The sequence below is a fragment of the [Empedobacter] haloabium genome (assembly GCA_008011715.2).
GTDB classification, from domain to species: domain Bacteria; phylum Pseudomonadota; class Gammaproteobacteria; order Burkholderiales; family Burkholderiaceae_D; genus Rugamonas; species Rugamonas haloabia.
In genome coordinates this window covers 6,028,506-6,043,017 of the sequence record CP136508.1, presented here as the reverse complement: position 1 = coordinate 6,043,017, position 14,512 = coordinate 6,028,506, and the positions used below count along the sequence as shown (strand labels likewise).

The following is a 14,512-nucleotide window of genomic DNA, read 5'->3' as shown; positions in this document are numbered from 1 at the left end:
GCCATGACGACCATCACCAGCCAGGCGCCGGCCAACAACCAGCTGATCCTGGCCCTGTCGAAGGGCCGCATCTTCGAGGATACGCTGCCGCTGCTGGCGGCGGCCGGCATCACCGTCACGGAAAACCCGGAGACGTCGCGCAAGCTGATCCTGCCCACCAACGACCCGGACGTGCGCGTGCTGATCGTGCGCGCCACCGACGTGCCGACCTATGTGCAGCATGGCGCCGCCGACTTCGGCGTGGCCGGCAAGGACGTGCTGTTCGAGCACGGCGGCGAAGGCCTGTACCAGCCGATCGACCTGAACATCGCCAAGTGCCGCATGTCGGTCGCCGTCAAGGCCGGCTTCGACTACGAGACCGCGGTGCGCCAGGGCGCGCGGCTGCGTGTGGCCACCAAGTTTACGGAAATGGCGCGCCAGCACTTCGCCAAGAAGGGCGTGCACGTCGACCTGATCAAGCTGTACGGCTCGATGGAGCTGGCGCCACTCGTTGGCCTGTCGGACGCCATCGTCGACCTGGTCAGCACCGGCAGCACGCTGCGCGCCAACCACCTCGTCGAAGTGGAGGAGATCATGGACATCTCGTCCCGCCTCGTCGTCAACCAGGCCGCGCTGAAACTGAAGCGCGCGCGCCTGCAGCCGATCATCGCAGCGTTCGAACGCGCTTCCCAATCCCAGTCCTGACCTCATCATGATCCAACTCCGCAAGCTCGACTCCTCCGCCATCGATTTCCAGGAAACGCTGGACGCCCTGCTGGCGTTCGAGGCCGAAACCGATACCGCCATCGAACATGCCGTCACCGAGATCATCGCGCAGGTGCGCGGCCGCGGCGACGAGGCCGTGGTCGAATACACCAACAAGTTCGACCGGATTCCGAACGGTGGCGCAACAGGGATGCAGGCGTTCGAGATCGGGCAGGAGGAGTTGCATGCGGCACTGGCCGCGCTGCCGCCGGCGCAGCGCCAGGCGTTGCAGACCGCGGCCGAGCGCATCCGCGTGTTCCACGAGCGGCAGAAACAGGAGCTGCAGGGTTTTACCTACACCGAAGCTGACGGTACGGTGCTGGGCCAGCGCATCACGCCGCTGGACCGCGTCGGCATCTATGTCCCGGGCGGCAAGGCCGCTTATCCGTCGTCGGTGCTGATGAATGCCGTGCCGGCCAAGGTGGCGGGCGTGGGCGAGATCGTGATGGTGGTGCCGACGCCGGATGGCGTGAAGAACCAGATGGTGCTGGCCGCCGCCGCGATCGCCGGCGTCGACCGCGTGATCGGCATCGGCGGCGCGCAGGCAGTGGCCGCGCTGGCCTACGGCACCGAGACCATCCAGCCGGTGGACAAGATCGTCGGCCCCGGCAATGCCTACGTGGCGGCCGCCAAGCGGCGCGTGTTCGGCGCGGTGGGCATCGACATGATCGCGGGCCCGTCCGAAATCCTCGTTCTCTGCGACGGCAGCACGGACCCGGACTGGGTGGCGATGGACCTGTTCTCCCAGGCCGAGCACGACGAGCTGGCCCAAGCCATCCTGCTGTGCCCGGACGCCGACTATATCGCCCGTGTGGAAGCGTCGATCCAGAAACTGCTGCCGACGATGCCGCGCCAGGAAGTTATCCGCACGTCGCTGACGGACCGCGGCGCGCTGGTCAAGGTGCGCGACATGGACGAGGCCTGCGCCATCGCCAACGCCATCGCCGCCGAGCACCTGGAGATCTCGGCCGAAGAGCCGCGCCAGTGGGCCGACAAGATCCGCCACGCCGGCGCGATGTTCCTGGGCCGCTTCTCGTCCGAATCGCTGGGCGACTACTGCTGCGGCCCGAACCACGTGCTGCCGACCTCGCGCACGGCGCGCTTCTCGTCGCCGCTGGGTGTGTACGACTTCCAGAAGCGTTCATCTGTCATCGAGGTCAGCGAGGCCGGCGCGCAGACCTTGGGCCGTATCGCGGCGGAACTGGCGTATGGCGAAGGACTGCAGGCGCACGCGCGCAGTGCCGAGCTGCGGTTGAAAGAAGTATGAAGATCAAAGGCGCAGATTCGGCTGAAGCGACCCCAAAGGCAGAACCAGGGGTCAGACCCGTCGGGTCTGACCCCGGCTTTACGGGGTTGGGTTTGTCGGGCGAACCTGCCCCTTGGCTGGACCAGGTTTACTGCGAGGACGCCTTATCCGGCCTGACGCGCATCCCCGACGGTGTCGTGGACCTGATCCTGACCGACCCGCCCTACAACCTGGGCAAGGACTACGGCAATGCCTCCGACCAGCAGACGGTGGAAGAATTCCTGCAATGGACCGAGCGCTGGATCGACGCGGCGCTGCCGAAGCTGAAGGACAACGGCAGCCTGTACATCTTCACCACGTGGCGCTTCTCGCCGGAGATCTTCGTGATGCTGAAAAAACGCATGACGATGATGAACGAGATCATCTGGGACCGCCGGGTGCCGTCGATGGGCGGCAGCGTGCGCAGCTTCTCGTCGGTGCACGACACCGTGGGCTTCTTCGTGCGCCGCAAGGATTACTATTTCGATCTCGACGCCGTGCGCATCCCGTACGACGCCGCGACCAAGAAGGCCCGCTCACGCTCGATCTTCGTCGGCGCGAAATGGCTGGAAGTGGGCTACAACCCGAAGGATCTGTGGAGCGTATCGCGCCTGCACAGGGAACATGCGGAGCGGGTCGATCACCCGACGCAAAAGCCTTTGGCAATCATCGAGCGCATGATCAAGGCCTCGTGCCCGCCGGGTGGCGTGGTGCTGGACCTGTTCATGGGCAGCGGTACCACCGCCGTGGCGGCGCGCCGCACCGGCCGACGCTTCGTCGGCTTCGAGCTCAATGCCGAGTACTGCCGCCTCACGGCCGAGCGCCTGGCGGCGCTCGATGGCACGGCCGCACCTGAACCGGCGCCAGCGCCGGTTGCCAAGCCGAAGCCACGCGGGCGCGTCAAGGCGGCGCCGCGCGATACGACCACGATCAATTCACTGGAGTAGAAACCGATGTCCCTGGAAAGCCTGATCAGCAACACCATCCGTGCCGACGTGCGCGCCATTGGCAGCTACCACGTGCCGGATGCGAGCGGCTACGTCAAGCTGGACGCGATGGAAAATCCGTACCAGCTGCCGGAAGCGCTGCAGCGCGAGCTGGGCGAACGCCTGGCCGCCGTCGCGCTGAACCGCTATCCGCCGTCGTACGACGGCCTGCGCCGCAAGGTCGCCGCCAGGCTGGGCGTCCCGGCCGGCTACGAAGTCCTGCTGGGGAACGGCTCGGACGAGCTGATCTCCATCATGGCCGCCGCCTGCGCGCACCAGGACCGCCGCGCCGTCATGATGGCGCCCGTACCCGCCTTCGTCATGTTCCAGCGTTCGGCCCAGGTGGCCGGCATGGACTTCGTCGGCGTGCCGCTGCAATCCGACTTCTCGCTCGACCTGCCGGCCATGCTGGCGGCGATCGCCCAGCACAAGCCAGCCTTGCTGTTCCTGGCCTATCCGAACAACCCGACCGGCAACCTGTACGACCCCGAAGCGATGGTGCAGCTCATCCGCGCGATGGGCGACACGGGCCTGGTGGTGGTGGACGAAGCCTATGAACCGTTCGCGCAGCGGAGCTTCATGGGCCGCCTGCCGGAGTTCGACAACCTGATCGTCATGCGCACCTTGTCCAAGCTGGGCCTGGCCGGCATCCGGCTGGGCTATATGTCGGCCGCGCCGGCCCTCCTGGCGCAGTTCGAGAAGGTGCGCCCGCCGTACAACGTCAACGTGATGACGCAGGCGGCGGCCGACTTTGCGCTGGACCACCTGGACGTGCTGAACGAGCAGGCTGCCCTGCTGCGCGAACAGCGCGCGGTGCTGAGCGCGGCCTTGGCCGAGTTGCCGAATGTCACGGTTTTCCCGTCGGCAGCGAATTTCATCCTGATCCGTGTGGCGGATGCGGAGACCACCCATACGAATCTCCTGGCCCGCAAAATTTTGGTGAAAAATTTGAGTAAAATGCACAGTGTGCTGACGAATTGCCTGCGTATCACCGTCAGCACGCCGGAAGAAAACGCCGCTTTCCTCGACGCCCTGAAAGCGTCGATGGCGGTCTGATCCACCCCAGAGCCTTTCCCATGACCATCGCAGAACGCAGCGCGGAAGTCACGCGCAACACCAACGAGACGCAGATCCGCGTCGCCCTGAACCTGGACGGCACCGGTACGCAGAAACTGAACACGGGCGTGCCTTTCCTGGACCACATGCTGGACCAGATCGCCCGCCACGGCCTGATCGACCTGGACATCCACGCCACCGGCGACACCCATATCGACAACCACCATACGGTGGAAGATGTCGGCATCACCCTGGGCATGGCGGTGGCCAAGGCCATCGGCGACCGCAAGGGCATCCGCCGCTACGGCCACGCCTACGTGCCGCTGGACGAAGCGCTGTCGCGCGTCGTCATCGATTTCTCCGGCCGCCCGGGCATCGAATACCACATCCCGTTTACGCGCGCGATGATCGGCACCTTCGACGTCGACCTGACGCTGGAATTCTTCCGCGGCTTCGTCAACCACGCCGGCGTCACGCTGCACATCGATAACCTGCGCGGCACCAACGCCCACCACCAGTGCGAGACCGTGTTCAAGGCGTTCGGCCGCGCGCTGCGCATGGCCGTCGAGCGCGACGAGCGCGCGGCCGGCACCATCCCATCGACCAAAGGAAGCCTGTAACCGAACAGCGGGCTTTAGCCATGAAAAAAATCGTTGTAGTTGACTACGGCATGGGCAACCTGCGCTCCGTCGCGCAGGCCCTGCGCGCCGTCGCGCCGGAAGCGGACGTGCGCATTTCCGGCGAAGTGGCCGAGATCGAGAGCGCCGAGCGCATCGTGCTGCCCGGCCAGGGCGCCATGACCGACTGTATGAAAAGCCTGCGCGAATCGGGCGTCGAGGAAGCGCTGCTGCGTGCGGCGGAAAGCAAACCGCTGCTGGGCGTATGCATCGGCGAGCAGATGCTGTTCGGCGACAGCGAGGAGGGCGGCACCGGCCTGAACCTCCTGCCAGGCAAGATCGTGCGCTTCCGCCTGGACGGCCAGCTGCAGGAAGACGGCTCGCGCTTCAAGGTGCCGCAGATGGGCTGGAACCAGGTGCGCCAGAAGGTGCCGCACGCGCTGTGGCAGGACATCCCGGACGAATCGTACTTTTATTTCGTGCACAGCTACTACGTGCAGCCGGACGTGCCGGCGCACAGCGTGGGCGAAACGGTGTACGGCCAGCCGTTCTGCTGTGCCGTCGCGCGCGACAATATTTTCGCCACCCAGTTCCACCCCGAGAAAAGCGCCGCCAGCGGCCTGCAGCTGTACAAGAATTTCGTTCACTGGAACCCCTGAAGCAGTCCCCCACCCATAACCTAACTGACAAAGCCATGCTGCTCATTCCTGCCATCGACCTCAAGGACGGTCACTGCGTTCGCCTGAAACAAGGCGATATGGAACTTGCCACCGTATTCTCCGAAGACCCGGCCGCGATGGCCCGTCATTGGCTGGAACAAGGCGCCCGCCGCCTGCACCTGGTCGATCTGAACGGCGCGTTTGCCGGCAAGCCGAAGAACGAAGGTGCCGTCAAGGCCATCTTGAAGACCGTGCAGGACTTCGCGCTGGAGCACGACATCGACGAGATCCCCGTCCAGCTGGGCGGCGGTATCCGCGACCTCGACACGATCGAGCGCTACCTGGACGACGGCATCAGCTACATCATCATCGGCACCGCGGCCGTGAAAAGCCCGGGCTTCCTGCACGACGCCTGCGGTGCCTTCCCGGGCCACATCATCGTCGGCCTGGACGCCAAGGACGGCAAGGTGGCCACCGACGGCTGGAGCAAGATGTCCGGCCACGAGGTGATCGACCTGGCGCAGAAGTTCGAGCAGTACGGCGTCGAATCGATCGTCTACACCGATATCGGCCGCGACGGCATGATGGGGGGCGTGAACATCGAAGCCACCGTGCGCCTGGCGCAGGCCGTGCGCATCCCGATCATCGCCTCCGGCGGCCTGCACAACCTGGCCGACGTGGAAGCGCTGTGCGCGGTGCAGGACGAAGGCATCGAAGGCGTCATCTGCGGCCGCTCGATCTACGAGGGCACGATCAACCTGAACGAGGCGCAGCAGCGGGCCGACGAACTGACCGGCGACACGGTCGATTCCGACGCCACGAGCGAAGAATAAGATGCTGGCCAAACGGATCATCCCCTGCCTCGACGTGACCAATGGCCGCGTCGTCAAGGGCGTCAACTTCACCGAGCTGCGCGATGCCGGCGACCCCGTCGAGATCGCGCGCCGCTACGACGAGCAGGGCGCGGACGAGCTGACCTTCCTCGACATCACGGCTTCCTCCGACAACCGTGGCCTGATCCTGGACATCATCGAGGCGGTGGCGTCGCAGGTGTTCATTCCGCTGACTGTGGGCGGCGGCGTGCGCGAGGTCGGCGACGTGCGCCGCCTGCTGAACGCGGGCGCGGACAAGATCAGCCTGAACACCTCGGCCGTCAGCAACCCGCAGCTGGTGTACGACGCGTCGCAGAAGCACGGCTCGCAGTGCATCATCGTGGCCATCGATGCGAAGAACGTCGCGCCCGGCAAATGGGAAGTGTTCACGCACGGCGGCCGCAAGGCCACCGGGCTCGATGCCGTCGAGTGGGCCAGGAAGATGGCGGCGATGGGCGCGGGCGAACTGCTGCTGACCAGCATGGACCGCGACGGCACCAAGTCCGGCTTCGACCTGGGCCTGACGCGCGCCGTGTCGGACGCGGTGGACGTGCCGGTGATCGCCTCCGGCGGCGTGGGCAGCCTGCAGGACCTGGCCGACGGCATCAAGGAAGGCCGTGCGGACGCCGTGCTGGCCGCCAGCATCTTCCACTACGGCCAGCACACGGTGCAGGAAGCCAAGCGCTTCATGGCCGCCCAGGGCATCCCGATGCGGCTGGCATGACAAGGTAAACCAATGAGTATCCCGACGACGACGCCTAGCGTAGCCAAGGCAAAATGGCTGAACCGCGTGAAATGGGACGAGCATGGCCTCGTGCCCGTGATCGCCCAGGAGGCGGGCAGCAACGACGTATTGATGTTCGCCTGGATGAACCGCGATGCGCTGTACAAGACGGTGGAGCTGGGCGAAGCCGTGTATTGGAGCCGCTCGCGCAAGAAGCTGTGGCACAAGGGAGAAGAGTCCGGCCACGTGCAGAAGGTGCTGGAGATCCGGCTCGACTGCGACGAGGACGTGGTGCTGCTGAAGGTCGAGCAGGCCGGCGGCATTGCCTGCCATACGGGCCGTCATTCGTGCTTCTTCCAGAAGTTCGACGGCGACGCCCGCGACGGCGACTGGCAGGACGCGGAGCCGGTACTGAAAGACCCGCAAGCCATCTATACGGACAAGAAGAAATGACGATACTCGACCGCGTGGCCGCCACGATCGACAGCCGCAAGCTGGCCAACGGCGGCGACCCCGCCACCTCCTACGTGTCGAAGCTGTTTTCGAAAGGCGACGACGCCATCCTGAAGAAGATCGGCGAGGAAGCGACGGAGCTGGTGATGGCGGCCAAGGATGCGCGCGCCGCCGGCGACGCCGGCAAGGTGTTGTACGAGTGCGCCGATCTGTGGTTCCATTCGCTGGTGCTGCTGGCGCAGTTCGACCTGACGCCGCAGCAGGTACTCGATGAGCTGGCACGCCGCGAAGGCGTGTCGGGCATCGCCGAAAAAGCCGCGCGCCCGGACGCGTGAGCCCCTAACCCATCACGAGGACCCTACGTGGACAACTGCCTGTTCTGCAAGATCGCCGCCAAACAGATTCCCGCCACCGTCGTCTACGAAGACGACGAGCTGCTGGCCTTCAAGGACATCAACCCGGCCGCGCCGGTGCACCTGCTGATCATTCCGAAGCAGCATATCTCGACCTTGTCCGATTGCGAGGAGGGCCACGCGGCACTGCTGGGCAAGATGCTGGCGCTGGCGCCGCGCCTGGCCAAGGAGCATGGCGTCTCGGTCGTATACGACGCCGAGGGCGCGCCGACGCGCGGCTACAAGACGCTGATCAACAGCGGCCCGGACGGCGGCCAGGTCGTGTATCACATGCATATGCACATGTATGGCGGGCCGCGGCCGTGGAAGGGCATGCACTGACGAGTGCTTGCTTGGGGTCTGTCCCTGCAAGGGACTGACCCCGAAGTTTTGCCGCGCTCCGAAAACACCAGAGGCAACTTCGGGGTCAGTCCCCGGTGGGGACAGACCCCAAACTCAGCCAAAATAGCTATTGCCGGACGTTATGATGACAGGCACATGACATCGCACGATCGCGTATACTGAGTGTATTAACCGGATTCGGGCGTAAGGCCCTGCAAGGAGAAAATTATGGGTTCCATGAGCATCTGGCACTGGCTGATCGTCCTGGTCGTCGTCATGTTGGTCTTCGGCACGAAGAAACTGGGCAATATCGGTTCCGACCTCGGCAAGGCCGTCAAAGGCTTCAAGGATGGCGTCAAGACCGACGACGAGCAGAAGCAGGCCGGCACGCCGACCCCGCCGCCGTCCCAGGTGACCGACAAGGGCACCATCGAAGTGGAAGCCAAGGAAAAGCACAAGCTGTGAAGCGCTGCTCCGCCGGCACCCCTGACGGAACCCTATGATCGATCTCGGTCTCTCCAAACTTGCCATCATCGGCGTCGTGGCGCTGGTGGTCATCGGTCCCGAAAAGCTGCCCAAGGTGGCGCGCATGGCCGGTACCTTGTACGGCCGCGCGCAGCGCTACCTGCATGACGTGAAGTCCGAAGTCAGCCGCGAAATCGAGCTGGAAGAGCTGCGCAACCTGCAGAAGAACGTGCAGGAACAGGCCCAGTCGATCAAGGCCGACGTGGAGAACTCCATCGCCCAGAACATGGCCGAAGTCGAGCAGGTGTTCCGCGACGACGACCATCACCATCCGCACGACCTGCCGGGCGATCACTTCTCGTCCACCAAGGTGGAAGAGCAGTCGCGCAAGGCCAAGGAGTTCCGCCGCAAGCGCCTGGTCCGCACGTCGGCCGTACCGCTGTGGTACAAGCAGCGCAACGGCGGCCGCATGCACGTTGTCTCCGGCGCCGCCCGCGTCGCGCGTTTCCGTCCCCGCAACGGCAAACCTCCTGCCTCGTTCTACTAATGAGTACTGACAACCCGGCCGAAGAAACTTTCATCAGCCACCTGATCGAATTGCGTGACCGGCTGGTCAAGGCATCCATCGGTATCCTCATCGCCACCGCGGCCCTGATGTTCTGGCCGGGGCCGGCCCATATCTACGACCTGCTGGCCCAGCCGATGCTGGCCGCGTTGCCGACCGGCTCGAAAATGATCGCCACCGGCGTCATCGCGCCCTTCCTGGTGCCGATGAAGGTGACGTTGCTGCTGGGCTTCGTGCTGGCGCTGCCGTGGGTGCTGTACCAGCTGTGGGCCTTTGTCGCGCCCGGCCTGTACACGCACGAGAAGCGCCTGATCGCGCCGCTGGTGGTGTCGTCGTCGCTGCTGTTCGTGGCCGGCGTCGCGTTTTGCTACTTCCTCGTGTTCGGCCGCGTGTTCGCCTTCATCAGCGAGTTCTCGCCCACTTCCATCGCCGTCACGCCGGACATCGAGAACTACCTCGACTTCGTGATGTCGATGTGCCTGGCCTTCGGCGCCGCGTTCGAAGTGCCGGTGGTCGTCGTCATCCTGGTCCGGATGGGCATCGTCTCGCTGGCCAAGCTGAAGGAATGGCGCCCGTACGTGATCGTGGGCGCGTTCGTGATTGCCGCCATCGTCACGCCGCCGGACATCGTCAGCCAGTTCGCCCTGGCCATTCCGATGTGGCTGCTGTTCGAGATGGGGCTGCTGGTGTCGCCGATGTTCGTCAAGATGACGCAGGCGCCCGAAGAGCAGGTCTAACCGTGGGGGGGCTACTGTCCCCGGACCACTGCCAGCTTGACCTTCTTGCCCTGCCGGTACGTAAACAGCGTCAACGCGGCGTTGTGCAAATCGCCGTTCGCATCGAACGCGATATCCCCGGTAATCCCGCGATACTTCACCTTGCCCAGCGCCGGCAGCAGCCGCGCCGGCGCCGTCGATTGCGCCTGCTGCATGGCCGTTGCCAGCACCACCACCGAGTCGTACGCATAGGGCGCATAGGTCTGCACCGGTTGGCCGTAGCGCTGCTGGTAACGCTGCGTGAACGCGTTGAACCCCGCTTCCTGCGCACCCGTCACGCCACCGGCGACCACACAGATGACGTTGTCGTCCCCCAGCGCATCGCCGGCCAGCAGCGGCAGCTTTTCCGAGCAGATGCCGTCGCCCGAGACCAGTTTCGCGTGCAGGCCCAGCGCCTTCATTTGCTTGAGCATCGGCCCGGCCACGGCGTCCATGCCGCCATAGAACACCACGTCGGGCTGGCGGCCGCGGATCTGCGTGAGGATGGCGTTGAAGTCGGTGGCCTTGTCGGTGGTGAACTGGCGGCTGACCACCATGGCGCCACCGGTCGCCTTGACGCCTTTCACGAATTCGTCCGCCAGGCCCTGGCCGAACGCCGTGCGGTCGTCGATCACCGCGATCTTCTTGGCCTTCAAGGTCGCAATCGAATACCGTGCCAGCGCTTGGCCGACCAGGTTGTCGTTGGCGACGACGCGAAACGCCGTCTTGAAGCCCTGGTGCGTGTACAGCGGCGTGGTGGCGGCCGGCGAGATCTGCGGGATGCCGGCATGGGCGTAGATGCGCGAGGCCGGCACCGTGGTGCCCGAGTTGAGGTGGCCGACCACGCCGGCCACGCGCGCGTCCACCAGCTTTTGCGCGACGCTGGCGCCGGTCTTCGGATCGGCCGCGTCGTCTTCCGGCTGCAGCGCCCACTTGATCTTCTTGCCGCCGATCGTGACGCCCTTGGCGTTCAGGTCATCGATGGCCATGCGCGCGCCGTTTTCGATGTCCTTGCCCTGGTGGGCGCCCGGGCCGGACAGCGGTGATGCCGTGCCGATCGTCACGATGGTCTGGGCATGGGCGGCGGGGAGGGCGAGGCAGCAGGCGAACGTGAAGGCGGCGGAGATTGGGCGCATGGACGATCCTGTCGGGATGGGCCGTCCATTGTAATGCTGAGCCGCGCCAGAGCCGCGCGGCAATCGTGCGCTCCTACAGCGGTGCGAAGATGGCCTGCAGGTCTTCCTGCGTCAGCGCCGCGTTCAGCTGGCCGCCTTCGCCCATGACGGCATCGGCCAGCTCGCCCTTGCGCCGCTGCAGCTCCTGGATTTTCTCTTCCAGCGTGCCTTGGGCGATCAGCTTGTAGACGAACACCGGCTTGTCCTGGCCGATGCGCCAGGCCCGGTCGGTGGCCTGGTTTTCCGCCGCGGGGTTCCACCATGGGTCGTAGTGGATGACGATGTCCGCCGCCGTCAGGTTCAGGCCCACGCCCCCCGCTTTCAGGCTGATCAGGAACAGCGGCACGTCGCCCCGCTGAAACGCATCGATCGGTGTGCGGCGGTCTTCCGTTTCGCCCGTCAAGGTGACGTAGTCCAGCGCGCGCTCGCGCAAGGCGGTGCCGATCAGCTCGAGCATGCTGGTGAATTGGGAAAACACCAGCACCTTGCGGCCTTCGCTCAGCAGGGTGTCGAGCAGTTCCAGCAGCGTGTCCAGCTTGGCCGAGCCGGCCGCGCTCTTCGCCGCCTTCAGGCCCGTGCCCTTGACCAGGCGCGGGTCGCAGCAAACCTGCCGCATCTTCAGCAGCGCGTCCAGGATGACGATCTGGCTGCGCGCGACCCCCTTGCGACCGATCTCGTCGCGCACGCGCTTGTCCATCGCCACGCGCACCGTTTCGTACAGGTCGCGCTGGCCGCTACCAAGCTCCACCGGCAGCACGATCTCCGTTTTCGGCGGCAGCTCGCTGGCCACCTTGTCCTTGGTCCGGCGCAGCATGAACGGCTTTACCCGCCGCGTCAGGAAGGCGTTGCGGTCGCTGTCGTGCTGCACTTCGATCGGTTTGCGGAAGTGCACGTTGAACGTCTTTTCTTCGCCCAGCAGGCCAGGCATCAGGAAATGGAACTGCGACCACAGCTCGCCCAGGTGGTTCTGCAGTGGCGTGCCGGTCAGGCACAGGCGGTGGCGTGCCGTCAGCAGGCGGGCCGTCTGCGCCGCCTTGGCGCGGCTGTTCTTGATGTACTGCGATTCGTCCAGGATCAGCAGGTGGAAGGTGTGGCCGCGCAGCGTGGCTTCGTCGCGCGGCAGCAGTGCATAGGTCGTCAGCACGATGTCGGCGCTGGCGATGTGCTCGAACTGCGCCTGGCGGTCCTTGCCGTGCAGCGTGAGCACGCGCAGGCCGGGCGTGAAGCGGGCCGCTTCCGCGCACCAGTTGCCGACCAGGCTGGTGGGCACGACCACCAGCGCCGGCGCATCCAGCCGGCCTGCTTCCTTTTCGATCAGGATGTGCGTCAGCGTCTGCAGCGTCTTGCCCAGGCCCATGTCGTCGGCCAGGATGCCTGCAAAGCCGAATTCGCGCAGGAACTGCATCCAGGCCACGCCCTCGCGCTGGTAGGTGCGCAGCTCGGCCTGCAGGCCGGCCGGCTTGGGCACCTCGGCAACGCCACCGAACTGGGCCAGGCGCCTGCCCAGCGCGCGCAGCCGTTCGCCGCCCAGCCAGCGCAGTTGTGCGGCCTGTTCCAGTTCGGCCAGGCGCGCCGCGTCGATCACCGGCAGGTGGATCGCAGCTTCGGACTCGCCCCGGAAGTACAGTTCGCCCAGTATGGCCAGGATCGGTTTGATGCGGCCCCACGGCAGCACGACGTGCTCGCCGCCAGGCAACTGCAGCAGCATCGGGCTGCTGTCGGCATGCGCCGCCAGCGCGGCGGGCCTGAAGCCTTGTGGCGCCTGGCGGATCAATTGCACCAGGAGCGGCAGCAGCGGCTGGCGGCGGCCGTCGACGATGATGCCCAGCTCCAGCGCGAACCAGGCGTGGCCGCCCTCGTCCTGCTCGTCCACCTCGGCATACCAGTCGTCCACCTGCGCCAGGTTATAGCGGTAGTCGTCGTTCAGGACGATCTGCCAGCCGGCGGCGCGCAGGCCGTCCAGCTCAAACTGGGCGAATTGCAACCACTCGGCCTGCGTCGCCAGTTGCAGCGCCGTCTCCTGTGACCCCAGCGGCGAGTCTGGTGCAGGTAGGTGGAACCCCAGGGCAGCCAGGCGCTGCGCCGCGGCCTTCTCCAAGGCGGCGTTGCGCACGATTTGTTCCAAGGCGTGGCCGACCCGCCGCCGCGGCAGGGGGCTTCTGTCGAGCGCATCGGTGTATACGCCGTCGTAGTCGAAGCCCGGCACGGCGTAGTCGTGCCAGTTCTGGTGGCCACGGCGGTCCAGCACGAGCATGCTGTCCAGTACGAGCGTGGGAACCGGGACGATATCGTCACGCACGGTCGGCGCGACCACCTGCGGCGGCGGCACGACCTGGTGCACGCCCAGGTCGACCATGCGCTGCGCCATATGCTCGCGTTCATTGGCGTCCAGTACCGGCGAGTCGTGCAGCAGGTCCACCAACGCGCCGATCGGCATCGCAGCCAGGCTGGGCGGCAGCTTCAGTTCGCCCAGGAAGCCGCTGTGGAAGTAGTACACCGGCTCGGTGGCAAACACGTGCTCGATGGGCATGCCATCGTCGAACTGCCAGCGCAGGCCGACGGTATCGGCGCCCTCGGCGGTCGGATGCCAGCCCAGCGTCGCCGAACGGCCGTCGCCACGCAAGACGGGGGTGAGCTGCCCGGTCTTGATCTGGTCGCGCTGGAGTGCCCAATGCAGCCGGCCTTCGCGCCCCAGCAGCGATAGCAGCTGCCCGCCCGGCCTGCCGGCCGGGCACTTTGACACACCGAAGGCACTCCGGCCCCACATGTCGTCGTAGAGCCGGATCGGCGTGTGGTCTTCCGGGGCGATGTAGTCGGGTAGGGTGTACCGCAGGGAAGACATGTTTGCCAGCACGGTCGCGCTCACGATCTTGCCGTCGCTGCGCGTCTTGGCTTTGCACAGCAGCAAGTCGGGCTCGCCAGTACGGGCATCCGGGCACAGCACGTAAGCCAGCCGGAAGCTCGACACGCGAGCCGGCGCCTTCGCCGGTGCCGATGCCTGCAGTTGTGCCAGCTGCGCCAGCCAGAGCGAGGCCGGCAGGGACAGTCCGATTTCCTGCGCTGGCGCCAGCACATGGCGCTCCACCCCGGTCAGCAGCACGGCCACGACGTGCTTGCAGTTATGGGCCATCGGACAAGTGCAGGAGCCGTGGAATTGCATGCCGTCGCGCCCGGGCATCAGGCGGATGACCTGCTGGTAGACGTTCCAGCCGCTGCCGCGTACCTCGCCGACCAGCCGGTCGCCGCGAAACCGCACGTCGCCCACGAAGCCGTCGCGCGCATAGCCCAGGCCACGGTTATAGGTGGCGCTGTCGAAGGCGCGGCGGATGGTGTCGCTGGTCACATGCATGATGGGGCTGTGGGAATCGGAAACGGGCATTATCGCCGCTTCCGTGCCGGCTGGCTGAAATACCGGCGGCCGC

The 14,512-nt window shown here is 65.9% G+C and carries 16 protein-coding genes; 14 read left to right on the top strand and 2 right to left on the bottom strand.

All coding sequences use genetic code 11. From position 1 onward, the window contains the following. The first annotated feature begins 3 nt into the window (after window positions 1-3). From hisG to tatC, 14 genes are all read left to right on the top strand, one after another. Window positions 4-684, top strand: coding sequence for an ATP phosphoribosyltransferase (hisG, locus tag E7V67_026310; protein ID WUR13160.1), 681 nt, complete (start codon window positions 4-6; stop codon window positions 682-684). A gap of 4 nt (window positions 685-688) precedes the next feature. Next, complete coding sequence (hisD, locus tag E7V67_026305; protein ID WUR16348.1) at window positions 689-2,011, top strand: histidinol dehydrogenase; 1,323 nt, start codon at window positions 689-691, stop codon at window positions 2,009-2,011. Window positions 2,012-2,103: 92 nt separating this feature from the next. Next, window positions 2,104-2,976: a site-specific DNA-methyltransferase gene (locus tag E7V67_026300; GenBank protein ID WUR13159.1), complete on the top strand. Its 873-nt coding sequence runs from the start codon at window positions 2,104-2,106 to the stop codon at window positions 2,974-2,976. 6 nt (window positions 2,977-2,982) lie between these two features. Then, the gene (gene hisC / locus E7V67_026295) at window positions 2,983-4,071 is read left to right on the top strand and encodes a histidinol-phosphate transaminase (protein ID WUR13158.1); all 1,089 of its coding nucleotides are present in this window, start codon (window positions 2,983-2,985) and stop codon (window positions 4,069-4,071) included. Between the two features lie 20 nt (window positions 4,072-4,091). Beyond that, entirely contained in the window at window positions 4,092-4,691 is a 600-nt protein-coding gene (gene hisB, locus E7V67_026290) for an imidazoleglycerol-phosphate dehydratase HisB (GenBank protein WUR13157.1), read from the top strand. Window positions 4,692-4,711: 20 nt separating this feature from the next. Continuing rightward, complete coding sequence (gene hisH / locus E7V67_026285) at window positions 4,712-5,347, top strand: imidazole glycerol phosphate synthase subunit HisH (GenBank protein ID WUR13156.1); 636 nt, start codon at window positions 4,712-4,714, stop codon at window positions 5,345-5,347. A 35-nt stretch (window positions 5,348-5,382) separates the two neighbouring features. Next, entirely contained in the window at window positions 5,383-6,180 is a 798-nt protein-coding gene (gene hisA, locus E7V67_026280; protein ID WUR13155.1) for a 1-(5-phosphoribosyl)-5-[(5-phosphoribosylamino)methylideneamino]imidazole-4-carboxamide isomerase, read from the top strand. A gap of 1 nt (window position 6,181) precedes the next feature. Continuing rightward, complete coding sequence (gene hisF, locus E7V67_026275) at window positions 6,182-6,943, top strand: imidazole glycerol phosphate synthase subunit HisF (GenBank protein WUR13154.1); 762 nt, start codon at window positions 6,182-6,184, stop codon at window positions 6,941-6,943. 12 nt (window positions 6,944-6,955) lie between these two features. Beyond that, complete coding sequence (gene hisI, locus E7V67_026270; GenBank protein WUR13153.1) at window positions 6,956-7,396, top strand: phosphoribosyl-AMP cyclohydrolase; 441 nt, start codon at window positions 6,956-6,958, stop codon at window positions 7,394-7,396. Continuing rightward, complete coding sequence (locus tag E7V67_026265) at window positions 7,393-7,731, top strand: phosphoribosyl-ATP diphosphatase (GenBank protein ID WUR13152.1); 339 nt, start codon at window positions 7,393-7,395, stop codon at window positions 7,729-7,731. The genes hisI and E7V67_026265 overlap by 4 nt, the downstream gene beginning before the upstream one ends. 27 nt (window positions 7,732-7,758) lie before the next feature. Beyond that, a complete protein-coding gene (locus E7V67_026260) occupies window positions 7,759-8,130 on the top strand; it encodes a histidine triad nucleotide-binding protein (GenBank protein ID WUR13151.1) in 372 nt (123 codons plus the stop codon). Window positions 8,131-8,358: 228 nt separating this feature from the next. Continuing rightward, window positions 8,359-8,595 carry a Sec-independent protein translocase subunit TatA gene (tatA, locus tag E7V67_026255; GenBank protein ID WUR13150.1) on the top strand — a complete coding sequence of 79 codons (237 nt, stop codon included), beginning with the start codon at window positions 8,359-8,361 and terminating at the stop codon, window positions 8,593-8,595. A gap of 34 nt (window positions 8,596-8,629) precedes the next feature. Next, window positions 8,630-9,142 (top strand): Sec-independent protein translocase protein TatB, encoded by a 513-nt coding sequence (gene tatB / locus E7V67_026250; protein WUR13149.1) that lies wholly within the window; start codon window positions 8,630-8,632, stop codon window positions 9,140-9,142. Continuing rightward, a complete protein-coding gene (tatC, locus tag E7V67_026245) occupies window positions 9,142-9,897 on the top strand; it encodes a twin-arginine translocase subunit TatC (protein WUR13148.1) in 756 nt (251 codons plus the stop codon). The genes tatB and tatC overlap by 1 nt, the downstream gene beginning before the upstream one ends. An 11-nt stretch (window positions 9,898-9,908) precedes the next feature. Here the strand turns inward: tatC and E7V67_026240 are convergent, their stop codons facing one another. Then, window positions 9,909-11,051 (bottom strand): branched-chain amino acid ABC transporter substrate-binding protein, encoded by a 1,143-nt coding sequence (locus E7V67_026240; GenBank protein ID WUR13147.1) that lies wholly within the window; start codon window positions 11,049-11,051, stop codon window positions 9,909-9,911. Window positions 11,052-11,124: 73 nt separating this feature from the next. Continuing rightward, window positions 11,125-14,439, bottom strand: a complete 3,315-nt coding sequence (locus tag E7V67_026235; GenBank protein ID WUR13146.1) for a DEAD/DEAH box helicase — start codon at window positions 14,437-14,439, stop codon at window positions 11,125-11,127. Window positions 14,440-14,512 lie beyond the last annotated feature (73 nt).

Coding starts and splice junctions, on each gene's coding strand:
- hisH (WUR13156.1), top strand. CDS start 4,712: ATGAAAAAAATCGTTGTAGTTGACTACGGCATGGGCAACCTGCGCTCC.
- hisF (WUR13154.1), top strand. CDS start 6,182: ATGCTGGCCAAACGGATCATCCCCTGCCTCGACGTGACCAATGGCCGC.
- E7V67_026240 (WUR13147.1), bottom strand. CDS start 11,051: ATGCGCCCAATCTCCGCCGCCTTCACGTTCGCCTGCTGCCTCGCCCTC.
- tatA (WUR13150.1), top strand. CDS start 8,359: ATGGGTTCCATGAGCATCTGGCACTGGCTGATCGTCCTGGTCGTCGTC.
- hisA (WUR13155.1), top strand. CDS start 5,383: ATGCTGCTCATTCCTGCCATCGACCTCAAGGACGGTCACTGCGTTCGC.
- hisG (WUR13160.1), top strand. CDS start 4: ATGACGACCATCACCAGCCAGGCGCCGGCCAACAACCAGCTGATCCTG.
- tatC (WUR13148.1), top strand. CDS start 9,142: ATGAGTACTGACAACCCGGCCGAAGAAACTTTCATCAGCCACCTGATC.
- hisB (WUR13157.1), top strand. CDS start 4,092: ATGACCATCGCAGAACGCAGCGCGGAAGTCACGCGCAACACCAACGAG.
- hisI (WUR13153.1), top strand. CDS start 6,956: ATGAGTATCCCGACGACGACGCCTAGCGTAGCCAAGGCAAAATGGCTG.
- hisC (WUR13158.1), top strand. CDS start 2,983: ATGTCCCTGGAAAGCCTGATCAGCAACACCATCCGTGCCGACGTGCGC.
- E7V67_026265 (WUR13152.1), top strand. CDS start 7,393: ATGACGATACTCGACCGCGTGGCCGCCACGATCGACAGCCGCAAGCTG.
- tatB (WUR13149.1), top strand. CDS start 8,630: ATGATCGATCTCGGTCTCTCCAAACTTGCCATCATCGGCGTCGTGGCG.
- E7V67_026235 (WUR13146.1), bottom strand. CDS start 14,439: ATGCATGTGACCAGCGACACCATCCGCCGCGCCTTCGACAGCGCCACC.